Origin of the sequence: Variovorax paradoxus NBRC 15149 (assembly GCF_001591365.1) — a bacterium.
Taxonomy (GTDB): Bacteria; Pseudomonadota; Gammaproteobacteria; order Burkholderiales; family Burkholderiaceae_C; genus Variovorax; species Variovorax paradoxus.
In genome coordinates, this window is sequence record NZ_BCUT01000001.1 from 886789 (window position 1) to 911364 (window position 24576).

Annotated in this window: 23 protein-coding genes; 22 read left to right on the plus strand and 1 reads right to left on the minus strand. The window is 66.4% G+C overall.

Annotation, left to right across the window (positions count from 1 at the left end):
- Positions 1-10 precede the first annotated feature (10 nt).
- From VPA02S_RS04180 to VPA02S_RS04270, 19 genes are all read left to right on the plus strand, one after another.
- Positions 11-844, plus strand: a complete 834-nt coding sequence (locus tag VPA02S_RS04180) for an NAD-dependent epimerase/dehydratase family protein (protein WP_012746868.1) — start codon at positions 11-13, stop codon at positions 842-844.
- Entirely contained in the window at positions 834-1724 is an 891-nt protein-coding gene (locus VPA02S_RS04185) for an SMP-30/gluconolactonase/LRE family protein (protein WP_012746867.1), read from the plus strand. The genes VPA02S_RS04180 and VPA02S_RS04185 overlap by 11 nt, the downstream gene beginning before the upstream one ends.
- A gap of 56 nt (positions 1725-1780) precedes the next feature.
- The gene (locus VPA02S_RS04190) at positions 1781-2758 is read left to right on the plus strand and encodes a TRAP transporter substrate-binding protein (RefSeq protein ID WP_012746866.1); all 978 of its coding nucleotides are present in this window, start codon (positions 1781-1783) and stop codon (positions 2756-2758) included.
- Positions 2759-2901: 143 nt separating this feature from the next.
- Entirely contained in the window at positions 2902-3390 is a 489-nt protein-coding gene (locus tag VPA02S_RS04195; protein ID WP_012746865.1) for a TRAP transporter small permease, read from the plus strand.
- A gap of 8 nt (positions 3391-3398) precedes the next feature.
- On the plus strand, positions 3399-4694 hold the full coding sequence (locus VPA02S_RS04200) for a TRAP transporter large permease (protein WP_012746864.1): 1296 nt from the start codon (positions 3399-3401) through the stop codon (positions 4692-4694).
- 31 nt (positions 4695-4725) lie between these two features.
- The gene (garD, locus tag VPA02S_RS04205; RefSeq protein ID WP_012746863.1) at positions 4726-6315 is read left to right on the plus strand and encodes a galactarate dehydratase; all 1590 of its coding nucleotides are present in this window, start codon (positions 4726-4728) and stop codon (positions 6313-6315) included.
- Between the two features lie 17 nt (positions 6316-6332).
- Positions 6333-7094, plus strand: coding sequence for an SDR family NAD(P)-dependent oxidoreductase (locus tag VPA02S_RS04210; protein ID WP_012746862.1), 762 nt, complete (start codon positions 6333-6335; stop codon positions 7092-7094).
- A 59-nt stretch (positions 7095-7153) separates the two neighbouring features.
- A complete protein-coding gene (locus VPA02S_RS04215) occupies positions 7154-8134 on the plus strand; it encodes a tripartite tricarboxylate transporter substrate binding protein (protein WP_012746861.1) in 981 nt (326 codons plus the stop codon).
- The gene (locus VPA02S_RS04220) at positions 8131-9222 is read left to right on the plus strand and encodes a lactonase family protein (RefSeq protein ID WP_012746860.1); all 1092 of its coding nucleotides are present in this window, start codon (positions 8131-8133) and stop codon (positions 9220-9222) included. Before VPA02S_RS04215 ends, VPA02S_RS04220 begins: the two co-directional genes overlap by 4 nt.
- Before the next feature lie 40 nt (positions 9223-9262).
- Complete coding sequence (locus VPA02S_RS04225; RefSeq protein ID WP_012746859.1) at positions 9263-10255, plus strand: Bug family tripartite tricarboxylate transporter substrate binding protein; 993 nt, start codon at positions 9263-9265, stop codon at positions 10253-10255.
- A 115-nt stretch (positions 10256-10370) separates the two neighbouring features.
- Complete coding sequence (asd, locus tag VPA02S_RS04230) at positions 10371-11222, plus strand: archaetidylserine decarboxylase (protein WP_012746858.1); 852 nt, start codon at positions 10371-10373, stop codon at positions 11220-11222.
- 179 nt (positions 11223-11401) lie between these two features.
- Positions 11402-11866, plus strand: coding sequence for a winged helix-turn-helix transcriptional regulator (locus VPA02S_RS04235; RefSeq protein WP_012746857.1), 465 nt, complete (start codon positions 11402-11404; stop codon positions 11864-11866).
- Positions 11867-11972: 106 nt separating this feature from the next.
- Positions 11973-12323: an FKBP-type peptidyl-prolyl cis-trans isomerase gene (locus VPA02S_RS04240; RefSeq protein ID WP_012746856.1), complete on the plus strand. Its 351-nt coding sequence runs from the start codon at positions 11973-11975 to the stop codon at positions 12321-12323.
- Between the two features lie 167 nt (positions 12324-12490).
- Positions 12491-13066: a nucleotide exchange factor GrpE gene (grpE, locus tag VPA02S_RS04245; protein ID WP_027730027.1), complete on the plus strand. Its 576-nt coding sequence runs from the start codon at positions 12491-12493 to the stop codon at positions 13064-13066.
- 112 nt (positions 13067-13178) lie between these two features.
- Positions 13179-15116 (plus strand): molecular chaperone DnaK, encoded by a 1938-nt coding sequence (gene dnaK, locus VPA02S_RS04250; protein ID WP_012746854.1) that lies wholly within the window; start codon positions 13179-13181, stop codon positions 15114-15116.
- Between the two features lie 97 nt (positions 15117-15213).
- On the plus strand, positions 15214-16350 hold the full coding sequence (dnaJ, locus tag VPA02S_RS04255; RefSeq protein WP_012746853.1) for a molecular chaperone DnaJ: 1137 nt from the start codon (positions 15214-15216) through the stop codon (positions 16348-16350).
- A 660-nt stretch (positions 16351-17010) separates the two neighbouring features.
- Complete coding sequence (locus VPA02S_RS04260; protein WP_012746852.1) at positions 17011-18933, plus strand: PrkA family serine protein kinase; 1923 nt, start codon at positions 17011-17013, stop codon at positions 18931-18933.
- 69 nt (positions 18934-19002) lie between these two features.
- Positions 19003-20295, plus strand: a complete 1293-nt coding sequence (locus VPA02S_RS04265) for a YeaH/YhbH family protein (protein WP_012746851.1) — start codon at positions 19003-19005, stop codon at positions 20293-20295.
- Positions 20292-21839: a SpoVR family protein gene (locus tag VPA02S_RS04270; protein WP_012746850.1), complete on the plus strand. Its 1548-nt coding sequence runs from the start codon at positions 20292-20294 to the stop codon at positions 21837-21839. The genes VPA02S_RS04265 and VPA02S_RS04270 overlap by 4 nt, the downstream gene beginning before the upstream one ends.
- Before the next feature lie 24 nt (positions 21840-21863).
- Here VPA02S_RS04270 and aroQ read toward each other — a convergent pair whose 3' ends face one another.
- Positions 21864-22304 (minus strand): type II 3-dehydroquinate dehydratase, encoded by a 441-nt coding sequence (gene aroQ / locus VPA02S_RS04275; protein WP_012746849.1) that lies wholly within the window; start codon positions 22302-22304, stop codon positions 21864-21866.
- 55 nt (positions 22305-22359) lie between these two features.
- Here aroQ and VPA02S_RS04280 point away from each other — a divergent pair, with 55 nt between their 5' ends.
- From VPA02S_RS04280 to VPA02S_RS04290, 3 genes are read left to right on the plus strand one after another with little or no spacing between them, the layout of a single operon-like run.
- A complete protein-coding gene (locus VPA02S_RS04280) occupies positions 22360-23037 on the plus strand; it encodes a Rieske 2Fe-2S domain-containing protein (RefSeq protein WP_012746848.1) in 678 nt (225 codons plus the stop codon).
- Between the two features lie 13 nt (positions 23038-23050).
- Positions 23051-23914 carry an aromatic ring-hydroxylating oxygenase subunit alpha gene (locus VPA02S_RS04285; protein WP_012746847.1) on the plus strand — a complete coding sequence of 288 codons (864 nt, stop codon included), beginning with the start codon at positions 23051-23053 and terminating at the stop codon, positions 23912-23914.
- Positions 23911-24549, plus strand: coding sequence for a glutathione S-transferase family protein (locus VPA02S_RS04290; protein ID WP_012746846.1), 639 nt, complete (start codon positions 23911-23913; stop codon positions 24547-24549). Before VPA02S_RS04285 ends, VPA02S_RS04290 begins: the two co-directional genes overlap by 4 nt.
- Positions 24550-24576 lie beyond the last annotated feature (27 nt).

A 24576-nucleotide genomic window follows, 5' to 3' on the forward strand; every position in this document is an offset into this window, starting at 1 on the left:
GCCAGCAAAAATGTCGACGTCCCATCAAGCCCCCCACACCCCGCTCCACCGGATTCTGCTGACCGGCGCCGCCGGCGGACTGGGCAAGGTCCTGCGCGAACGCCTGCGCCCCTACGCCCGGATCTTGCGCCTTTCCGACATTGCCGCCCTCTCCCCTTCCGAGGGCGCGCACGAAGAAGTCGTGCCCTGCGATCTTTCGGACAAGGCCGCGGTCCACGCACTGGTCGAGGGCTGCAGCGCCATCGTGCACCTGGGCGGCGTTTCGGTCGAGCGGCCGTTCGAGGAAATCCTCGAAGCCAACATCAAGGGCGTCTTCAACGTCTACGAAGCCGCGCGCCGCCACGGCGTGAAGCGCGTGGTGTTCGCAAGCTCCAACCACGTGATCGGCTTCTACAAGCAGAGCGAGCATATCGACGCCCACGCCCCGCGCCGGCCCGACGGCTACTACGGCCTGTCGAAGTCCTTCGGCGAGGACATGGCGCAGTTCTATTTCGACCGCTGGGGCATCGAGACGGTGAGCATCCGCATCGGCTCGTCCTTTCCCGAGCCGCTCAACCGCCGGATGATGAGCACCTGGCTCAGCTACCGCGACCTGACCACGCTGCTCGAAAAGTCGCTCTTCACGCCCGGCGTGAAGCACACGGTGGTCTACGGCATGTCCGACAACCGCGACGTCTGGTGGGACAACAGCGCCGCCGCCCACCTGGGCTTCGTGCCGCAGGACAGCTCCGAGGTGTTCCGCGACAAGGTCGAGGCGCAGCCGCCCGTGGCGCCGACCGATCCCAACGCCATCTACCAGGGCGGCGCCTTCACGGCACAGGGACCGTTCGGCGATGCAGGCTGAGCTCGTCCTCGATGCGCGCAACGGCACCGGCGAAAGCCCGGTGTGGCATGCCGCGGAGCAGGCACTCTACTGGGTCGACATTCCGGCGCGCACGCTGAACCGCTGGCATGCGAGCGAAGGCCATGCGCAGTGGCATGCGGACGAAATGATCGCCTGCATCGCGCCGCGCGCCGATGCGCCCGGCGCCTGGATCGCCGGCATGGAAAGCGGCCTCTTCTCGCTCGCGCCGCAGGCCGGCGGCACGCTGGCCGCCACCGCGCTCGCACCCGTGGCGCATGCCGTGCCCGCGATGCGCTTCAACGACGGCCGCTGCGACCGCCAGGGCCGCTTCTGGGCCGGCACGATGCTGCAGGACATGGCCGCCGGCGCGCGCGTCGGCCGGCTCTACAGCTACGCCAAGGGCAGTGCCGGCGCCGCCATGCGGCTGGACGACTTCATCGTGCCCAACGGGCTTGCCTTCAGTCCCGACGGCCGCACGATGTACCTCTCGGATTCGCATCCCGCGGTGCAGGCCATCTGGTCCTTCGACTACGACACCGACACCGGCACGCCGCACAACCGCCGCCTGTTCGCCGACATGAAGCCGCTGCCCGGCCGCCCCGACGGCGCGGCCATGGACGCCGACGGCTGCTACTGGATCTGCGGCAACGACGCGGGCCTGGTGCACCGCTTCACACCCCAGGGCCGGCTCGACCGCTCGCTCGAAGTGCCGGTGAAGAAGCCCGCGATGTGCGCCTTCGGCGGCCCGGCGCTCGACACGCTCTTCGTCACCTCGATCCGGCCCGGCGGCGTCGACCTGTCGGACCAGCCCCTGGCCGGCGGCGTGTTCGCGCTGCGGCCCGGCGTGGCGGGCGTTCCCGAGCCGGCGTTCGGCGGCTGACCCTTTTCCTTCTTTCTTTCTTTTTTCACGACAACCACCACGCAGAGGACGAGACAATGAAGCTCCACAAGACCCTGATCGCACTTGCCGTCGGCGCCGCAGCCGCGCTCACCACACTGGCTGCCAGCGCCACCGAGTTCCGCTCGGCAGACATCCATCCCGACGACTACCCGACCGTGACCGCGGTCAAGTTCATGGGCGAGCGGCTCAAGGCGCTCTCCGGCGGCAAGCACAGCATCAAGGTGTTCAACAACAGTTCGCTCGGCAGCGAGAAGGACACCATCGAGCAGACCAAGATCGGCGCGCTGCAGATGGTGCGCGTGAACATCGCCCCGATGAACAACATCTGCGCCGAGACGCAGGTGCCGACCATGCCCTTCCTGTTCCGCTCGGTGGACCACCTGCACAAGGTGCTCGACGGCCCGATCGGCGAAGAGATCCTGAAGTCGTGCGAGAAGCAGGGCTTCGTCGGCCTCGCCTACTACGACAGCGGCGCGCGCTCGATGTTCACGGCCAAGAAGCCGGTGCGCAGCTTTGCCGACATGAAGGGCCTGAAGGTGCGCGTGCAGCAGTCCGACCTGTGGGTGTCGATGCTCGAGGCCATGGGCGCCAACGCCACGCCGATGCCCATGGGCGAGGTCTACACGGGCCTGAAGACCGGCCTGATCGACGCCGCCGAAAACAACTACCCGACCTACGAAAGCGCCCGCGCCTTCGAAGTGGCCAAGTACTACAGCAAGACCGAGCATTCGATGGCACCCGAGATGCTGCTGTTCTCCAAGCGCGCGTGGGACAAGCTCTCGGCCGAGGAGCAGGGCTGGATCCGCCAGGCCGCCAAGGAATCGGTGCCCTACATGCGCAAGCAGTGGGAAGAGCGCGAGATCAAGTCGCTCGCCACGGTGAAGGCCGGCGGCGCCGAGATCATCGAAGTCGACAAGGCCCCGTTCCAGGCCGCGATGAAGCCGGTGTATGACAAGTTCATCACGGACGCGAAGCTCAAGGACCTGGTCAAGCGCGTGCAGGACACGAAGTAGGCAAGCCGGATTGTTGAATTGGCTCCTTCCCCTTCCGGGGGAAGGTTGGGATGGGGGCACGACGGCGCCCAGATGGATGCGCCGCTTGCCCCCACCCCTGCCCTCCCCCGGAAGGGGAGGGAGAAAGACAAAGAAGAACTTACATGTACACCAAACTTTGCCGCACCCTCGCCCGTGCCTGCATGTGGTTGGGCATCCTCGGGCTCGTCGCGGTGATCTGCGCCGTGAGCTGGCAGGTGTTCGGCCGCTACGTGCTCAACAACACCCCCACCTGGGCTGAAAGCCTGGCGCTGCTGCTGGTGCTCTACGTCACGATGTTCGGCGTCGCCGTCGGCGTGCGCGACGCGGGCCACATCGGCCTCGAATCCTTCCTCGTGCTCGCGCCCGACTGGCTGCGGCTGAAGATGGAATACCTGATCCACGCACTGATCCTCGTGTTCGGCCTGGCCATGGCCTGGAATTGCGCCTCCCTCGCCGAATCGGTGTGGGACTACCGGCTGCCCACGCTCTGGATCTCCGAGGGCTGGAAATACGTGCCCGCCTCCGTGGCCGGCGTTCTCATCGTGATGTTCTCCATCGAACACATCATCGCGCTCGCCCAAGGCCGCGAAGTCGAACCCGCCTGGGCCTGAACCGCATCATGACGATTCCTCTGCTCATTCTTTGCCTCTCGTTCACGCTCTTCCTGCTGCTGGGCGTGCCGGTCGCTTTCTCGATCGGCCTCTCGGCCCTGTCCACGCTGCTGTATGAAGGCCTTCCGCTGGAAGTCGGCTTCCAGCAGATGACCTCCGGCATGGGCATCTTCTCGTTCCTTGCGATTCCGTTCTTCATCTTTGCCGGCGAACTGATGCTCTACGGCGGCATTGCGGACCGCATCGTCAACTTCGCACGCAACGTCGTGGGCCACGTGCGCGGCGGCCTCGGCATGTCGAACGTGGTGGCCTGCACGCTGTTCGGCGGCGTCTCGGGCTCGCCCGTGGCGGACGTCTCGGCCATGGGCGCCGTGATGATCCCGATGATGAAGAAGGAGGGCTACCACGCCGACTACGCGGTCAACGTGACGACCCACGCGGCCCTGGTCGGCGCGCTGATGCCGACCAGCCACAACCTGATCATCTATTCGCTCGCGGCGGGCGGCAAGGTGTCGATCGCGGCGCTGATCCTGGCGGCGCTGCTGCCGGCGGCGGTGCTCACGCTCAGCAACCTCGCGGCCGCCTACCTGGTGGCGGTGAAGCGCGGCTACCCGGCCGGCAGCTTTCCGGGCTGGGCCATCGTGGCGCGCTCGTTTGCGGCGGCGCTGCCGGGCCTGTTCATCGTGGTGCTGATCCTCGGGGGCATCCTGTCGGGCGTCTTCACGGCGACCGAGTCGGCGGCCGTGGCGGTGCTCTATGCGCTGGCGCTCACCATCTTCGTCTACCGCACGCTGAAGTGGGAGCACTTCGTCAAGGCAGCCTCGAAGGCGGTGCGCACCACCGGCGTGATCCTGCTGCTGATCGGCATCTCCAGCACCTTCGGCTACCTGATCAGCCTGTACGGCGTGGCCGAACTCACGGGCCAGATGCTGTCGCAGATCACGAGCACGCCGTGGGTGATCTTCCTGCTCATCAACATCATCCTGTTCGTGCTGGGCACCTTCCTCGACATGGCGGCAACGATCCTGCTGTGCACGCCGATCTTCCTGCCCATTGCACAGCACTACGGCATGAGCTCGGTGCAGTTCGGCATCGTGATGCTGATCAACTGCGCGCTCGGCCTGAACACGCCGCCGGTGGGCACCACGCAGTTCGTGGGCTGTGCGATTGGCGGCGTATCGGTGGGCACGGTGATGAAGACCATCTGGCCGTTCTACGGTGCGCTGATCTTCGCGCTCGCGGTGGTCACCTTCGTGCCGGCCTTCTCGACCTGGCTGCCGAGCATGTTCATGGTCGTGAAGTAACGGCAGCACAAAGCAAGACAGAGGTTCCGCGATGACCGATCCGAACACCCGAGCACCGCACTTCATCCGCATGCACGCGGCGGACAACGTCGCCATCGTGGCCAACGACGGCGGCCTGCCCGCCGGCACCGTGCTCGCGTCCGGCCTGGTGCTGGTCGACAAGGTGCCCCAGGCGCACAAGGTGGCGCTCGAGGACATTCCCGAAGGCGGCGTGGTGCGGCGCTACAACGTGCCGATCGGCTATGCCCTGAAGCCGATCCCGGCCGGCAGCTGGGTGCACGAACGCCTGCTGCAGATGCCCGCCGCGCGCGAGCTCGAAGGCCTGCCGATCGCCACCGTGCGTCCGCCCGCGCAGCCGCCGCTCGAGGGCTACACCTTCGAGGGCTACCGCAACCTCGACGGCTCGGTGGGCACGCGCAACATCCTCGCCATCACGCAGACCGTGCAGTGCGTGGCGGGCGTGGTCGACTTTGCCGTGCAGCGCATCAAGGCCGAGCTGCTGCCCAAGTACCCCAACGTCGACGACGTGGTGGGCCTCTCGCACAGCTACGGCTGCGGCGTGGCCATCGATGCGCCCGACGCCGTCATCCCGATCCGCACGCTGCGCAACATCAGCCTCAACCCGAACTTCGGCGGCGAGGTGATGGTCATCAGCCTGGGCTGCGAGAAGCTGCAGCCCGAGCGCCTGCTGCCGCCTGGCAGCATCGCGCTGGTGGACGAGCGCAACGTGGCCGACGTCGGCGAAACGGCCAACGCCAAGCTCGACGTGGTGTGCCTGCAGGATGACGCGCACGTCGGGTTCATGTCGATGATCGATTCGATCATGCGGCAGGCCGAAGAGCACCTGGAGCGGCTCAACGCCCGCCGGCGCGAGACCGTGCCCGCGAGCGAGCTGGTGGTGGGCGTGCAGTGCGGCGGCAGCGATGCCTTCTCGGGCGTCACGGCCAACCCGGCCGTGGGCTTTTGCACCGACCTGCTGGTGCGCGCCGGCGCCACCGTGATGTTCTCGGAAGTGACCGAGGTGCGCGACGGCATCGACCAGCTCACCTCGCGCGCCACCACGCCCGAGGTGGCCGAGGCCATGATCCGCGAGATGGCCTGGTACGACGCCTACCTGGACCGCGGCCGCGTCGACCGCAGCGCCAACACCACGCCCGGCAACAAGAAGGGCGGGCTCTCGAACATCGTCGAAAAGGCGATGGGCTCGATCGTCAAGAGCGGCAGCGCGCCGATCTCGGGCGTGGTTGCGCCGGGCGAGAAAGCGAAGCAAAAGGGCCTGCTCTACGCCGCCACGCCCGCCAGCGACTTCATCTGCGGCACGCTGCAGCTGGCCGCCGGCATGAACCTGCATGTGTTCACCACCGGCCGCGGCACGCCCTACGGCCTGGCCGAGGTGCCGGTGATCAAGGTGGCCACGCGCAGCGACCTGGCGCGCCGCTGGCACGACCTGATGGACGTGAACGCGGGCCGCATCGCCGACGGCGACGCCACCATCGAGGACATCGGCTGGGAGATGTTCCGCCTGATGCTCGACGTGGCCAGCGGCCGCAAGAAGACCTGGGCCGAACAGTGGAAGCTGCACAACGCGCTTGTGCTGTTCAACCCGGCCCCCGTGACCTGACTTCGAAAGGAAACACCATGGAAGACCTCAAGGGCAAGACCGCACTCGTCACCGGCGCCAGCACCGGCATCGGCGCTGCCGTGGCCATTGCGTTCGCGGCGCGCGGCATGCGCGTGGCGGTGCACTACAACAGCTCGGCCGACGCCGCCAACCAAGTCGTCGAGACCATCCGCCAGGCCGGCGGCGACGCCTTCACGCTGCAGGCCGACGTGCGCGACACGGGCGCGATCCGCGAGTGCGTCAAGCAGGCGGCATCGCGCCTCGGCCGCATCGACGTGCTGGTGAACAATGCCGGCAGCCTGGTCAAGCGCGTGCCCATCGCCGAGTTCGACGATGCGCTGTTCGACGAGGTGATGCACATCAACGCACGCTCGGTGCTCGCGTTTGCGCGCGAGGCGGTGCCGCTGATGCGCACGCACGGCGGCGGCAACATCATCAACGTGACCTCGGTCGCGGCGCGCACCGGCGGCGGGCCGGGCGCCTACCTGTATGCGGGCTCCAAGGGCTTCGTGAGCACGGCCACGCACGGGCTCGCCCGGGAACTCGTCGGCGACAGGATCCGCGTGAACGCCGTGGCACCGGGTGTCATCCAGACGCCGTTCCAGGACCGCTTCTCGACGCCCGCCATGCTCGAATCGTTCCGCACCGCCATTCCCATGGGCCGCATCGGCTCGCCCGACGAATGCGTGGGCGCCTTCCTCTACCTGGCTTCGGAGCAGCTCTCGGGCTACGTGACGGGCCAGGTGATCGAAGTGAACGGCGGGCAGTACATGCCCTGACGCGGCAGGCGCGCTTTTTCGAGACACCGGAATCAGATCAATAACGGAGACAACACCTCATGAAGAGAAGCAGATTCCTTGGCGGCCTCGCCACCCTTTCGGCTGCGGCCGCCCTGTCGCTCGGGTTCGCCGCGACTGCCGCGGCGCAGGCCGGCGACTTTCCGAACCGCACGATCGAGCTGCTGGTGCCCTACCAGCCGGGCGGCGGCACCGACGGCCTGGCGCGCGCCTTCTCCGAGGCCAGCCGCAAGCACATTTCGCAGAGCATCGTGATCGTCAACCGTCCGGGCGCGGGCGGCGCCATCGGCTGGACCGAGGTGATCAACGCCCGGCCCGACGGCTACAAGCTCGCGGTGCTCACGGTGGAACTGCTGACGCTGCCGCACCTGGGCCTGGCCAAGTTCAACTACGACGACTTCCAGCCGATCGCGCAGCTCAATGCCGACCCGGCCGCCATCACCGTCAAGGCCGATGCGCCGTGGAACACGATCGAGGAATTCCTCGCGGCGGCGAAGAAGTCGCCCGAGAGCGTGCGCGTCGGCAATTCGGGCAACGGTTCGATCTGGCACCTGGCCGCCGCGGCGCTCGAGGACAAGACCGGCGCCAGGTTCGGCCACATCCCGTTCCAGGGTGCGGCGCCCGCGGTGCTGGCGCTGCTGGGCGGGCACATCGAGGCCGTGGCGGTGAGCCCGGCCGAGGTCACGACGCATGTGCAGTCCGGCAAGCTCAAGGTGCTGATGGTCATGGCCGACAAGCGCGTGAAGGGCTTCGACAAGGTGCCCACCGCCAAGGAGCGCGGCATCGACCTGTCGATCGGCACCTGGCGCGGCCTCGGCGCCCCCAAGAACACGCCGCCCGAAGTGATGGCCAAGCTGCGCGAGATCACGGCCAAGACGGCCGCCGAGCCGCTCATGCACGAGGTGATGGACCGGCAGAACCTCGGCTACGTCTACACGGACGGCGCGGTGTTCAAGGAAACCCTGGCCAAGGACAACGCCTACTTCAAGGCGCTGATCGCCAAACTGAACATCAAGCCATGAACCGCCGCACTCCCATCCTTCGCGCGCTCCAGGGCGCGGTCGCGCTGCTGTCCGTGGCCGCCATGGGCCAGGCCTGGGCCGCCACCTGGGTCTACGTGTCCAACGCCGACAGCCAGGAGATCTCCGTGCTCGAGCTGGATCGCGCCGAAGGCGTGCTCAAGCCGGTGCAGACGCTCAACGTCGGCGGCACGGTCATGCCAATGGCCGTGAGCCCTGACAAGCGCGTGCTCTACGCCGCGCTGCGCTCGCAGCCGTTCCGCGTGGTCAGCATGTCGATCGACGCGGCCACCGGCAAGCTGCAGAAGCTCGGCGAGGCGCCGCTGGCCGACAGCATGGCCAACATCGACCTCGACGCGAGCGGCAAGTGGCTCTTCGCGGCCTCCTACCAGGGCGGAAAGATCTCGGTCAACGCCATCGGCAAGGACGGCGCGGTGGGGCCGATCCAGCAGCTGGTGCAGACGGGCCCGAACGCGCACGCGGTCCACGCCGATGCGAACAACCGCTTCGTGCTCGCCACCAGCCTGGGCGGCGACAACGTGTCGAGCTGGCGCTTCGATGCGGACAAGGGGCTGCTCGCGGCCAATGATCCGCCGCTGACCATGAGCACCGCCAAGTCGGGACCGCGCCACTTCGTCTGGGACAAGGCGCAGCGGCACGTCTACCTGCTGAACGAGCTCGACGCGTCCCTGCACGTGTACGCCTGGGACGCGGCGCGCGGCGCGCTCAAGCTGGAGCAGAGCACCACCACGCTGCCGCCGGGCTTCACGGGCAAGCCCTGGGCGGCCGACCTGCACCTGACGCCCGACGGGCGCTACCTGTACGCCTCCGAGCGCACCTCGAGCACGCTCTCGGCGTTCAAGGTGGACGCGGCGAGCGGCCAGCTGCAGCCGCTCGGCCAGACGCCGACCGAGAAAGGGCCGCGCGGCTTCGCGATCGATTCGAGCGGCCGCTACCTGATTGCCGCCGGGCAGGAGTCGCACGGCATTTCGCTGTACCCCATCGATTCCGCGACCGGTGCGCTGGGCAAGCCCTCGCGCATCACCGCGGGCAAGAACCCGAACTGGATCGAGATCGTCGACGCACCCTGAGGTGGCGGCCGCCATCCACATCATCAAAGGAGATATTGCAATGCAACGCCGCACATTGATTCGCACCGCCCTCGCCTCTTCGCTCGCCGCGGGCCTGCCCGCGTTCGCGCAGGGCCCCGGCAACTGGCCCACGGGCAAGGCCATCACCTACCTCGTGCCCTTTCCCGCGGGCGGCACCACCGACGTGCTGGCCCGCCTGATCGGCCAGAAGCTCGGCCCGGTGCTGGGCACGAGCGTGATCATCGACAACAAAGGCGGCGCCGGCGGCAGCGTGGGCTCGGAAATCGGCTCGCGCGCAGCGCCCGACGGCTTCATGATGGTGGGCGGCACGATCAGCTCGCACGCGATCAACGTGAGCCTGTATCCGAAGCTCGGCTACGACCCGCAGAAGTCGTTCGCGCCGGTGACGCTGATCGGCACCAACCCGCTGGTGCTGGTGGTCAACCAGGCCAGCCCCTACAAGACGCTGAAGGACGTGCTGGAAGCCAGCAAGACCAAGTCGGGCGGGCTCTCGTCGGCCTCGGCCGGCACCGGCACCTCGCAGCACCTGTCGCTCGAGCTGCTGGCGTTCAAGTCGGGCGTGAAGTTCACGCACATTCCCTACAAGGGGAGCGGCCCGGCGATCCAGGACGTGATCGGCGGGCAGGTCGACATGATGTTCGACACCACCGTGGTGGCGGGTCCGCACATCCAGAGCGGCAAGCTGCGCGCCATTGCCGTGACCTCGGCCAAGCGCCTGGCCTCGATGCCCGACGTGCCGACGGTCGCGGAATCCGGCATTGCGGGATTGCAGGACTTCGAGGTGCTGTCGTGGCAGGCGATCTTCGTGCCCGCGGGTACGCCGGCGCCCATCGTCGAGCGGCTGCACACCGAGATCCGCAAGATCCTCGCAACGCCCGAGATGCAGGAAAAGCTCAAGGGCTTCGGCATGGAGCCGGCCGACCTCTCCACGGCAAAGATCGCGGCCTTCCAGAAGGCCGAGGTCGAGAAGTGGGCGCAGGTGATCAAGGCCGCGGGCATCAAGGCGGACTGACGCCAACCGGGAAACAGCGCGACGGATACAAGGGAAGCCTCCTACGCCCGGGCTGCCGGGCGCTTTATAGAATGCCCCTCCGATTCGCACTCCAGGCATTCCAGGCCTCCCACACGTGTCCGACCGCTCTGCCGTACTGCCCCAATACCTGTTCCCCAAGCAGGCCCTGACGAACTTCGCCGGCTGGGTCGCGGGCAAGGAACGCGGCGCCGTCACCACCTGGATCATCCGGCGCTTCGTTGCCAAGTACGGTGTCGACATGGGCGAGGCGCTCGAATCCGACATCAACCACTACAAGAGCTTCAACCAGTTCTTCACGCGCGCGCTCAAGCCCGGCGTGCGGCCTCTTGCGCAGGCCGACCTCGTGTGCCCGGTGGACGGCGCCATCAGCCAGTTCGGCGCCATCGAGGGCGACCAGATCTTCCAGGCCAAAGGCCACAACTACAGCACCACCGCGCTGGTCGGCGGCGACGCGGTGCTCGCGGCGCGCTTCGCGCATGGCAGCTTCGCCACGCTGTACCTGAGCCCGAAGGACTACCACCGCATCCACATGCCCTGCGACGGGCGCCTGGTGCGCATGATCCACGTGCCCGGCGACCTGTTCTCGGTCAACCCGGTCACCGCGCGCGGCGTGCCCGGGCTGTTCGCGCGCAACGAGCGCGTGGTGTGCGTCTTCGAATCGGCGCACGGGCCCTTCGTGCTGGTGCTGGTGGGTGCCACCATCGTCGGCAGCATGGCGACCGTGTGGCACGGCGTGGTCAATCCGCCGCGCGGCGGCGAGCTGCGCGAATGGCACTACGCCGACCAGCAGATCCTGCTCAAGCAGGGCGAGGAGATGGGCCGCTTCCTGCTCGGCTCCACCGTCGTCATGCTGTTCCCGCCGCCCCCGCTGGCCTTCAACCCCGACTGGGCGCCCACCCGGCCGGTCCGGCTGGGCGAGGCCATGGCCAATCTCGCGAATTTGTGAAGCTTTGTCTCACGGCCCGCATGCAGCATGCACCCGTAGCTATAAAACTAGTAGCATCGTGATCCTTGCGCTATAGTCGCCGACGCAATGCGCGGTCCCTGATAGCGAGCCAACAAGAACGCGAGGCACCGGCCCTGCCCAGGACCGACGGCCCGCCCAGCCCCGAGGAGATGATGTCGATGAGTACCAAGGAAAACGCAGCCGTCAGCCAGCTGCTTGCGCTTCTCGAGGCCCGCTACGCACTTCGCGTGCTCTGGGCGCTGCGCGACGGCCATGCCCAGACCTTCCGGCTGCTGCAGGACAGCGTCGGCAGCATCACCCCCAACACGCTCAACACCCGCATCAAGGAACTGCGCGAGGCGGGCCTCGTGAGCCACGGCGGCGACGGCTACAGCCTCACGGTGAGCGGACAGGACCTTCTCAAGCGGCTCTCGGACCTGCAGGCCTTCGCGGGCAAATGGCAGCTGGGCCAGGTCAAGAAGGCCGCGGCACCGGCGGCGCCCACGCCTGCTGTGCCTTCATCGCCTTCGTCGTCTTCGCCTTCGGCGCCTCCTTCTTCCTCTTCCCCGGGCGCACCCCCCTCCGCCCCGCCTGCGGCGCCCTCCCCGCCCTCCTCCGTCCCGCCTCTTGACACTGGCAATTGAGCAGGCCGGCCGGGCCGCTGCCGGGGCGTCGGTAAACTCCGCGCCTTCGGTCCGTTTATCCATCCATCCACCTTCCATCCTCCCATTGACGCAAGGAGCGTTCAACATGCCTACCACTCCCTCCGGCCTGCAATACGAAGACACCACCGTGGGCGACGGCGCAGAAGCCAAGGCCGGCCAGCACGTGCACGTGCACTACACCGGCTGGCTCTACAACGACGGCGTGCAAGGCGCCAAGTTCGACTCGAGCCGCGACCGCAACGACCCGTTCGCGTTCTCGCTGGGCGCAGGCCAGGTCATCAAGGGCTGGGACGAAGGCGTTGCCGGCATGAAGATCGGCGGCAAGCGCACGCTGATCATTCCCGCTTCGCTGGGCTATGGCGCACGCGGCGCAGGCGGCGTGATCCCCCCGAACGCCACCCTGAAGTTCGACGTCGAACTCCTCGACGCGCACTGAACTCGCCCCCCGGGGGCCGCGCGCGCTGCGTGCCGCTACGCCCTCCCGTCGGCGCTTTTGTCCCCGTTGCGGCCTTCCGGCCGCATTTTTTCGCTTGAAAAGCCCCTGACCAGCCCCAAGTGGCTGGCTATCGTTTGTTTCCCGGCCCCCCGCCGGTTCTTTGAAAAATGTCTGACCCGCAACAATCCGCACAGAATTCGCAAATGCTGCAAGGCGAGCCAAGCCCCGAAGAACTGGAAGCCGCACAGGCTGCCAACGAAGCGGAGGCGCAGGATGCGCTGGCCGTGGCCCAGGGCGAACTCGCTGCCCTGCAGGCCAAGAACGCCGAGCTGTCCGACCAGTACCTGCGCGCCCAGGCCGACGTCCAGAACGCCCGCCGCCGCGCCGACGACGAGATCACCAAGGCGCGCAAGTTCGCGGTCGAAGCCTTCGCCGAGAGCCTGCTGCCGGTGACCGACAGCCTCGAAGCCGGCCTGGCCGTCAAGGACGCCACGCCCGAGCAGATCCGCGAAGGCGCCGAAGCCACGCTGCGCCAGCTCAAGAGCGCGCTCGAACGCAACAAGGTGATCGAGGTGGCCCCGGCCCCCGGCGCCAAGTTCGACCCGCACCAGCACCAGGCCATCTCGGTGGTGCCCGCTCCCGAGCAGGAGCCCAACACCGTGGTGACCGTGCTCCAGAAGGGCTACACCATCAACGACCGCGTGCTGCGCCCGGCGCTGGTCACGGTCAGCGCCCCCAAGTAAGCGGCGCGGTACACACGATTCCCACAGGAAATCCCCGCTTCATACCTTGAATCGCGCCGGGTTATCCACAAGTTCATAACAACATATTTTTCAGGCTTTCAGGAGTAAGAACATGGCAAAGATCATCGGCATCGACCTCGGCACCACCAACTCGTGCGTGTCGATCATGGAAGGCAACACCACGCGTGTGATCGAGAACTCGGAAGGTGCGCGCACCACGCCGTCGATCGTGGCCTACCAGGAAGACGGCGAAGTGCTGGTCGGTGCCTCGGCCAAGCGCCAGGCCGTGACCAATCCCAAGAACACGCTGTACGCGATCAAGCGCCTGATCGGCCGCAAGTTCGAGGAGAAGGAAGTCCAGAAGGACATCGACCTGATGCCCTACACGATCGCGAAGGCCGACAACGGCGACGCGTGGGTGGAAGTGCGCGGCAAGAAGATCGCGCCCCAGCAGGTCAGCGCCGACATCCTGCGCAAGATGAAGAAGACCGCCGAAGACTATCTCGGCGAGCCCGTGACCGAAGCCGTGATCACGGTGCCGGCCTACTTCAACGACGCGCAGCGCCAGGCCACCAAGGACGCCGGCCGCATCGCAGGCCTGGACGTCAAGCGCATCATCAACGAACCGACCGCCGCGGCGCTGGCCTTCGGCCTGGACAAGCAGGACAAGGCCGACCGCAAGATCGCCGTGTATGACCTGGGCGGCGGCACCTTCGACATCTCGATCATCGAAATCGCGGATGTCGACGGCGAGAAGCAGTTCGAAGTGCTGTCGACCAACGGCGACACCTTCCTGGGCGGCGAAGACTTCGACCAGCGCATCATCGACTACATCATTGCCGAGTTCAAGAAAGAGCAAGGCGTGGACCTGGGCAAGGACGTGCTCGCGCTGCAGCGCCTGAAGGAAGCCGCCGAAAAGGCCAAGATCGAGCTGTCGAACAGCGCGCAGACCGACATCAACCTGCCCTACATCACGGCCGACGCCTCGGGTCCGAAGCACCTGAACATCAAGCTCACGCGCGCCAAGCTCGAAAGCCTGGTCGACGAGCTGGTCGAGCGCACCATCGCGCCCTGCCGCCTGGCCATCAAGGACGCCGGCATCAGCGTGTCGGACATCAACGACGTGATCCTGGTCGGCGGCATGACCCGCATGCCCAAGGTGCAGGAAAAGGTCAAGGCCTTCTTCGGCAAGGAGCCGCGCAAGGACGTGAACCCCGATGAAGCCGTGGCCGTCGGCGCCGCCATCCAGGGCCAGGTGCTCTCGGGCGACCGCAAGGACGTGCTGCTGCTGGACGTGACCCCGCTGTCGCTCGGCATCGAGACCATGGGCGGCGTGATGACCAAGATGATCACGAAGAACACCACGATCCCGACGAAGTTCGCGCAGACCTTCTCCACCGCCGAGGACAACCAGCCGGCCGTGACCATCAAGGTGTTCCAGGGCGAGCGCGAGATCGCCTCGGGCAACAAGCTGCTGGGCGAATTCAACCTCGAGGGCATCCCGCCGGCAGCGCGCGGCACGCCGCAGATCGAGGTGAGCTTCGACATCGACGCCAACGGCATCCTGCACGTGGGCGCCAAGGACAAGGGCACCGGCAAGGAAAACAAGATCACCATCAAGGCGAACTCGGGCCTGTCGGAAGACGAGATCCAGAAGATGGTGAAGGACGCCGAGCTCAACGCGGCCGAGGACAAGAAGAAGGTCGAGCTCGCGCAGGCCCGCAACCAGGGCGAAGCCATGGTGCACAGCGTGAAGAAGTCGCTCGGCGAGCACGGCGCGAGCCTGGACGCCGGCGAGAAGGAAAAGATCGAAGCCGCGATCAAGGATCTGGAAGAAGCCCTCAAGGGCGAGGACAAGGCCTCGATCGAGGAAAAGACCAACACGCTGATGACCGCAAGCCAGAAGCTCGGCGAAAAGATGTATGCCGATGCGCAGGCCGCGGCAGGCGCCGCCGGCGGCCCGGGTGCCGCTGCTGGCCCGGAAGCTGCAAGCGCACCGGCCGACGACAACGTGGTCGACGCCGAGGTCAAGGAAGTCAAGAAGGGCTGATCTTCAGTCCTTCGAACGAGGCTGGACCACCTGACCGGGTGTTCCAGCCTTTCTCGCTTCAAGTTACGGCTTCCCGCCCGCCCCGACCGAACCAGCCATGGCCACAAAACGCGACTACTACGAAACCCTCGGCGTTCCCAAGAACGCGAGCGAGGAGGAAATCAAGAAGGCTTATCGCAAGCTTGCGATGAAGCACCACCCGGACCGCAACCACGGCGATACCACCAAGGACGCCGAGACCAAGTTCAAGGAGGTCAAGGAAGCCTACGAAATGCTGTCTGACGCGCAGAAGCGCGCGGCCTACGACCAGTACGGCCACGCCGGCGTCGACCCCAACATGCGCGGCGGCCCCGGTGCCGAAGGCTTCGGCGGCTTTGCGGAGGCCTTTGGCGACATCTTCGGCGACGTGTTCGGCGGCGCGCGCGGGCGCACCAGCGGCGGGCGCCAGGTGTTCCGCGGCAGCGACCTGAGCTATGCGATGGAGGTCACGCTGGAAGAAGCGGCCGAGGGCAAGGAAGCGCAGATCCGCATCCCGAGCTGGGACGACTGCGGCACCTGCAAGGGCACCGGCGCCAAGCCTGGCACCAAGCCCATCACCTGCACCACCTGCCACGGCGCCGGCGCCGTGCAGATGCGCCAAGGCTTCTTCAGCGTGCAGCAGACCTGCCCGACCTGCCACGGCAGCGGCAAGATCATTCCCGAGCCCTGCACCGTGTGCCATGGCCAGGGCAAGATCAAGAACAACAAGACGCTCGAGGTCAAGATCCCGGCCGGCATCGACGACGGCATGCGCATCCGCAGCACCGGCAACGGCGAACCGGGCACCAACGGCGGGCCGCCGGGCGACCTGTATATCGAGATCCGGCTCAAGAAGCACGAGCTGTTCGAGCGCGATGGCGACGACCTGCACTGCGTCGTGCCCGTGAGCATGACCACCGCGGCGCTGGGCGGCGAGATCAGCGTGCCCACGCTCAAGGGCGCCGCCGCCATCGACATTCCCGATGGCACCCAGAGCGGCAAGCAGTTCCGCCTGCGCGGCAAGGGCATCAAGGGCGTGCGCTCCAGCTATCCGGGCGACCTGTACTGCCACGTGCGCGTCGAAACGCCGGTCAAGCTCACCGAGCACCAGCGCAAGCTGCTCAAGGAGCTGGACGAATCGCTCAAGAAGGGCGGCGACAAGCACAGCCCGACCGACAAGGGCTGGTTCGACAAGGCCAAGGAATTCTTCAGCTGAAGGCCCGGCGCAGCCGATTCCCCTGTCTTTTCAAGCAGTTAGAAAGCGCGGCGCGCACTCGCTTGGGTGCCGCGCTGCTTCGCGCACGCGAACGGTGCCTGCCGACCTCGTTCGGTGCCGCGCACCATTGACGACACCCCCTCGGAACCCCGCCGACCACGCCTTGGCGCGCTTTCCCACGCCCACATGCGCGACATGCCCATCAAAAGATGGCGCGCAGATTGCTTTTATATATTTTTCGATTGAGCAATAAACCTAAACACGACCCGGCGCGTTATTGGTGTGTAACTGCTTTGAGCCGCCGGGGGCTCATTAGGAGGTGCTTTCGCCGGAAAAGATGCAATGACTGCATATGCCGATCGCCATAGGTATTTTCACTGGGCGGCAGGGTGGCGCTGAGATCGATAGCCCGAACCCTGAAATTTAGCTGGAATTGCCAAATGCTGCGGGTTTTTCTCAGGAACTTTACTCGGCACTGTGGTTCTGATTTAACAAAGAATTTTCCGGGTGCACTCTTTGCTTTATGCTGTTTGTGCAGATGGAGATTAAGGGAGTTTCGATGGCTTGCAGCCATGGGCGGTACACCTTTAAAAAGTTGCTACGCGTTGCGGCTGCTGGCTTCGGGTCCAATAAACCCGCAGACCTGATGGAGGCGTGACCATGGATGTGATCAGCAACTTTGCCGCCCGTTACGAGCGCACCCGCGAGGAAGTTCTCTCGCTGCAGGACTTCCTGGATATCTGCAAACGCGACCCCACCGCGTATGCCACTGCGTCCGAGCGGATGCTCAAGGCCATCGGCGAACCCGAGCTGGTCGACACGCGCAACGATTCCCGGCTTTCGCGGATCTTCGCGAACAAGGTCATCAAGATCTACCCGGCGTTCAAGGAGTTCTACGGCATGGAGGACGCCATCGAGCAGGTGGTGTCGTACTTCAGGCATGCCGCGCAGGGCCTGGAGGAAAAGAAGCAGATCCTCTATCTGCTCGGCCCGGTCGGCGGCGGCAAGAGCTCGATCGCCGAGCGCCTGAAGCAGCTCATGGAGCATGTGCCCTTCTATGCCATCCAGGGTTCGCCGGTCAACGAGACGCCGCTCGGCCTGTTCGACGCCGCCGAAGATGGCGAGATCCTCGAAAAGGAATACGGCATCCCGCGCCGCTACCTGAACCGCATCCTCTCGCCCTGGGCCGTGAAGCGGCTCGAGGAGTACGGCGGCGACATCCGCCAGTTCAAGGTGGTCAAGCGCTACCCGTCGGTACTGCGGCAGATCGCCGTGGCCAAGACCGAGCCGGGCGACGAGAACAACCAGGACATCTCCTCGCTGGTCGGCAAGATCGACATCCGCAAGCTCGAGACCTATGCGCAGGACGACCCCGACGCCTACGCCTATTCGGGCGGCCTGTGCCTGGCCAACCAGGGCCTGCTGGAGTTCGTGGAAATGTTCAAGGCGCCCATCAAGGTGCTGCACCCGCTGCTCACGGCCACGCAGGAAAGCAACTTCAAAGGGACCGAGGGCTTCGGCGCCATTCCGTTCGACGGCATCGTGCTGGCGCACAGCAACGAGAGCGAATGGAAGGCCTTCCGCAACAACAAGAACAACGAGGCTTTCCTCGACCGCATCTACATCGTCAAGGTGCCCTACTGCCTGCGCGCCTCCGAAGAAATCAAAATCTACGAGAAGCTGGTGCGCAACTCGTCGCTCGCCAAGGCGCCCTGCGCCCCGGGCACGCTGCGCATGATGGCGCAGCTCTCGGTGCTCACGCGGCTGAAGGAGCCCGAGAACTCGAGCATCTACAGCAAGATGCAGGTCTACGACGGCGAGAACCTCAAGGACACCGACCCCAAGGCCAAGTCGATCCAGGAATACCGCGACTACGCCGGCGTCGACGAAGGCATGAGCGGCGTCTCGACCCGCTTCGCGTTCAAGATCATCTCGAAGGTGTTCAACTTCGACAGCTCCGAGGTGGCCGCCAACCCGGTGCACCTGATGTACGTGCTCGAGCAGCAGATCGAGCGCGAGCAGTTTCCGCCGGAAACCGAGCAGAAGTACATCAGCTACATCAAGGAGCTGCTGGCGCCGCGCTACGCGGAATTCATCGGCAAGGAAATCCAGACCGCCTACCTGGAGAGCTACAGCGAGTACGGCCAGAACATCTTCGACCGCTACGTCACCTATGCCGACTACTGGATCCAGGACCAGGAGTTCCGCGACGTGGACACCGGCGAAGTGTTCGACCGCGCCTCGCTCAACGCCGAGCTCGAGAAGATCGAACGGCCCGCGGGCATCGGCAATCCGAAGGACTTCCGCAACGAGATCGTCAACTTCGTGCTGCGCGCGCGCGCCGGCAACGCCGGCCGCAACCCGGCCTGGACCAGCTACGAGAAGCTGCGCGCGGTGATCGAGAAGAAGATGTTCTCCAACACCGAGGAACTCCTGCCGGTGATCAGCTTCAACACCAAGAGCAGCGCCGACGAGCAGAAGAAGCACGAGGACTTCGTGACCCGCATGGTCGAGAAAGGCTATACGGCCAAGCAGGTTCGCCTGCTCTGCGAGTGGTACCTGCGCGTGCGCAAGAGTTCATAGCGGCAGTTCACAGCGGCGGAGCCCCACAGCAGGCTTCGCCCCCTTTTTGCAAGGAGCTTTGACAACATCGTGGCCATCCTGCAGCAGATCATCGACCGCCGGCTTTCGGGCAAGAACAAGTCCATTGGCAACCGCGAGCGCTTCCTCAGGCGCTACCGAGGGCAGATCCAGGAGGCTGTGCGGCGCGCGGTCAGCGGGCGCAACATCCGCGAACTGGAGCAAGGCGAAGATGTCACCCTGCCGCGCCACGACGTGTCCGAACCCGTCTTCGGCCATGCCCGCGGCGGCGACCGCGAGTACGTGCACCCGGGCAATCAGGAATACCTGAAGGGCGACCGCATTGCGCGTCCGGAGGGGCAGGCCGGCGGCGGCTCGGGAAGCGGCGAGGCCGCAGACAGCGGCGAAGGCGAGGACGACTTCGTCTTCCGCCTCACGCGCGAGGAGTTCATGCGCGTGTTCTTCGATGACCTGGCGCTGCCGCACCTCATCCGCACCCAGATCGCCGAGGTGCCCGAATGGAAGAGCCACCGGGCCGGCTTCACGAGCGATGGCTCGCCCAACAACCTGCACGTGGTGCGCTCGATGCGCGGCGCCCTGGCGCGGCGCATCGCGCTGGGCGGCGAGCCGCGCAAGGAGCTGCGCCGACTGGAGACGCACCTGCTGCACCTGCGGCAGCATCCGCAGGTCGAGCAGCCCTTGATCCAGAAGGAAATCCTCGAGACCGAGGAGCGGATCGCCGAGTTGCGCCGCACCTCGCGCCACGTGCCCTACATCGATCCGATCGACCTGCGCTACCGCAACCGCGTGAAGACGCCCGTGCCCAGCGCCAAGGCCGTGATGTTCTGCCTCATGGACGTGTCGGGATCGATGGACGAGGCGCGCAAGGACATGGCCAAGCGCTTCTTCATGCTGCTGTACATGTTCCTCACGCGGCACTACGAAACCATCGACCTCGTGTTCCTGCGCCACCACACGCAGGCGCAGGAAGTCACCGAGGAAGAGTTCTTCCATGCCACCGAAACCGGCGGCACCGTGGTGTCGAGCGCGCTGGTGCTGATGGACGAGATCATCAAGGCGCGCTATCCAAGCGGCGAGTGGAACGTCTACGGCGCGCAGGCGAGCGACGGCGACAACTGGCACCAGGACAGCGGGCGCTGCCGCGAGCTGCTGGTCGACCACATCCTGCCGGTGGTGCGCTACTACGCCTATGTGCAGGTGGCCGAGACCGAGCAGAACCTGTGGCAGGAATACGCGCAGCTCGAAGGCATCGAGCCCAATTTTGCGATGCGCAAGGTCTCCGACGCGCGGGACATCTACCCCGTCTTCCGCGACCTCTTCAAGAAGGAGGGAGTGCCCGCATGACCTCCGACCACCCTCCCCTCGCGCGCGGCACCGAACGCCTGGAACGCCTGCCCAGTCCGTCGGACTGGACCTTCGATCTCATCGAGACCTACCACACCGAGATCGCGAAGACGGCCAGGAGCTTCGGCCTGGACGTGTATCCCAACCAGCTCGAGGTGATCACCGCCGAGCAGATGATGGATGCCTATGCCAGCGTCGGCATGCCCATGATCTATCGCCACTGGTCGTACGGCAAGCAGTTCATCGCCACTGAAAAGAACTACCGCCGCGGCCACATGGGGCTGGCCTACGAGATCGTCATCAACTCGGACCCCTGCATTGCCTACCTGATGGAAGAAAACACCATGGCCATGCAGGCCCTGGTGATCGCGCATGCGGCCTATGGCCACAACAGCTTCTTCAAGGGCAACTACCTGTTCCGGATGTGGACCGATGCGTCCTCGATCATCGACTACCTCGTCTATGCGCGGCACTACATCGCCGAATGCGAGGAACGGCACGGCCTCGATGCGGTGGAGCAGCTGCTCGACTCCTGCCACGCGCTGATGAACTACGGCGTCGACCGCTACCGCCGCCCGCAGAAGCGCTCGCTGGCGCAGGAAGGCACGCAGCGTGCCGAACGCGAGCGCTACATGCAGCAGCAGGTCAACGACCTCTGGCGCACGCTGCCGCGCAAGAGCGAACACACCACCGAATCCGACTCGTCCCGCCGCTTCCCCTCGGAGCCGCAGGAGAACCTGCTCTATTTCATCGAGAAGAACGCCGCGCTGCTCGAGCCCTGGCAGCGCGAGGTGGTGCGCATCGTGCGCAAGATCGCGCAGTATTTCTATCCGCAGCGCCAGACCCAGGTCATGAACGAGGGCTGGGCCACGTTCTGGCACTACACCCTGCTGAACACCATGTACGACCGCGGCCAGCTCGCCGACGGCTTCATGATGGAATGGCTCAGCTCGCACACCGGCGTGATCTTCCAGCCGCCCGTCGGGCATCGCGCCTACAGCGGCATCAACCCCTATGCACTGGGTTTCTCGATGTTCACCGAGCTGCGGCGCGTCTGCGAAAAGCCCACCGAGGAAGACCGCCGCTGGTTCCCCGACTTCGCGGGCACCGACTGGGTCAAGACGCTCGACTACGCCATGCGCAACTTCAAGGACGAGAGCTTCGTCGGCCAGTTCCTGAGTCCCAAGACCATGCGCGATTTCAGGCTGTTCGCGATCCGCGACCACCAGAGCGAACCCGAGCTGGAGGTGTCCGCCATCCACGACGACAGCGGCTACCACGCGCTGCGCGAATCGCTGTCACGCCAGTACGACATCGGCAGCAGGGAGCCCGACATCCAGGTGTGGAACGTCAACATGCGCGGCGATCGCGCGCTGACGCTGCGCCACACGCAGCGCAACAACCTGCCGCTGCACGACGATGCCGAAGAGGTGCTCAAGCACGTCGCGCGGCTCTGGGGCTTCGACGTGCACCTGGAGAGCGTCGATGCCCAGGGCCACATCACCCGCAGCTGGAAGGCCGCGGCCCCGCGGCAAACCGACTGAGCGGCCGGCGCCGCAGCGGGCTCGTCAGGGCACCAGGGCCGCAATGGCCAGCACGTAGCCCTTCACGCCAAGACCCACGATGATGCCGCGCGCCGCGGGCGAGATGTACGAGTGGTGGCGGAATTCCTCGCGCGCGTGCACGTTCGAGATGTGCAGCTCGATCAGCGGCACGCTCGCGCCCTTGATGGCGTCGTGCAGCGCGATCGAGGTGTGGGTGTAGGCGCCCGGGTTCATCACCACGCCCAGCATGTGGCCCGCGGCCACTTCGCGGCCGGCCTCGTGGATCCAGTCGATCAGCACGCCCTCGTGGTTCGACTGGCGGCATTCGATCTCCACGCCGTGCTTTGCGCCGGCCTCCTGGCACAGGCGCTCGACGTCGGCCAGCGTGTCGCGTCCGTATTGCTCGGGCTCGCGGGTGCCGAGCAGGTTGAGATTGGGGCCGTTGAGGACGAGTATTTTCTTCATGGTGAATGGCTTCCTGGGATGCCGCCATTATGGTTGCGCTAAGGTGGTGCGCATCATGAGCACAGACAGCATTCCAACCTGGCATCCCGTGGCCCGCTCGGCCGAACTGCGCCCCGGCGCCAACATCGTCGCGGGCTTTGCCGAAGGCCAGGAGCTGGCCCTCTGGCGTGCGGCCAGCGGCGCCGCGCAGGCCTGGGAAAACCGCTGCCCGCACCGCAGCGTGCGCTTCACGCTGGGGCAGGTGCTGCAGGACCGCCTCGCCTGCGCGTACCACGGCTGGCAATACGACGCCGGAAACGGCCAGTGCGCGAGCATTCCCGCCCATCCCGGCATGCCAGCGCCGCGCAATGTGTGCGCGAAGGTGTTCCATGCGGCCGAGGCGGCCGGCATGCTGTGGGTGAGCCTCGCGGCCGAGACGCCGCCTTCTCCGCCGCCGGGCGATGCCGTGCCGGCCGGGTGGTCGTTCTGCCGCACGCTCAGCGTGCGCGCCGGCGTGGCCCGCGTGCGCGATGCGCTCGCGGCGCGCGGATTCGGGTCGGAGGCGCCGCCTGCTTTGCGCGGCGCGCTCGGCAAGGTCGATGCCGCCGCGCTGATGCTCGATGCACAGCCGCAGCTCGCCTTCATTCACCTCTGGACGCCCGCCGCGCCCGGCAGCGGCGCCATGAAGAAGCTGCACGCCGCCGCGCGCGCCCTGCGCGGCGAAATCGAAGAACAACAGCAGCCGCAAGCCTGACCGGAAGAACCCCATGCCCTTCGTCACCGATGACCCCAACATGCTCGACGACTGGCTGGTCGCAGGCCCCGCGGCCGCGCTCGCCGGCAGCTCCGAAGCGCGGCCCCGCGCAGTTCGCCTGCTCGGCGAAACGCTGCAGCTGTGGACCGATGACGCCGACATGCCGCAATGCCGGCTCGGCACACGCGCGCTCTCGGTCCAGGCGCGCCACGGCCATCTCTGGGTCTGCCCGAGCGGCCGGCCCGCACGGCCGCTGTTCGACTTTCCCGAATACGGCGAAGCCGGGCGCCGCATCATCGACTGCGGCGCCATCGGCGTGGCGGTGTCGGGCTTGCGCGTGATCGAGAACTTCCTCGACATGGCGCACTTCCCCTTCGTGCATGCCGGCTTCCTGGGCCAGGTGCCGCACACCGAAGTGGCCAAGTACCAGGTGCAGGTCGATCCCGCCACGCACGAGATCTGGGCCACCGACTGCCGCTTCTGGCAGCCCCGCGCCTCGGCCGCCCACGGCAGCGGCAGCGAAGTGCTCTACAAGTACCGGGTGATGCAGCCGCTCTCGGCCATGCTCTACAAGTCGAGCTCGCGCGACGGCGAGCTCGATGCCATCGGCCTGTTCCTGCAGCCGCTGGACGACGAGCACGTGATCGCCCATACGCTCTTGGCCTGCTACGACGACAGCTCCACCGATGCCGAGCTCATCGCGTTCCAGCAGACGATCTTCGGGCAGGACAAGCCGATCCTGGAGAACCACGCCTTCAAGCGCATGCCGCTCGAAGGCCGCGCCGAAACGCCGACGCGAGGCGACACCTCCTCCGTCACCTACCGGCGCTGGCTGCGCGAGCGCGGCATGCGCTTTGGCGTGAGGCAGGCGGCATGATCCGGCTCTACGACTACGCCCTGTCGGGCAACTGCTTCAAGGTGCGGCAGATGCTTGCCTGGCTCGGCCTCGACTACCAGCGCGTGCCGGTCGACTTCCATCCGGGCCGCGAGCACCGGTCGGCCGCGTTCCTGGCAGAGGTCGATCCGCTGGGCCAGCTTCCGGTGATCGACGACGACGGCTTCTTGCTGCGCGACGCGCAGGCCATCCTCGTCTATCTCGCGAGCAAGCACGACGCCGAGGGCCGCTGGTACCCCGCCGATCCGCAGCTGCGCGGCCAGGCCGCGATGTGGTTTGCCATGGCCGACGAGCTCACCCGCACCGCCTCGGCCGCGCGGCTGCACGACGCCTTCGGCTACGAGAACATCGACATCGAGGCCTGCCGGCGCGGCGCGCATGCGGCCTTCCGCCTGCTGGACGACCATTTGGCCGAGCGCGCCAGCGAGGGCCGCCAGTGGCTGGCCGGCCCGCATGCGACCGTGGCCGACCTGGCCTGCTTTCCCTATGCGGCCCTCGCTGGCGAAGGCGGCATTTCGCTGGACGAATACCCCGCCCTGCGACACTGGATCTGGAACTTTCGCCACCTGCCCGGCTTCATCGGAATGTCGGGTATCTTTGCCGCCGGGGCGGCCTGAACGCCGGCCTCGCTATCCTTGTCCCTT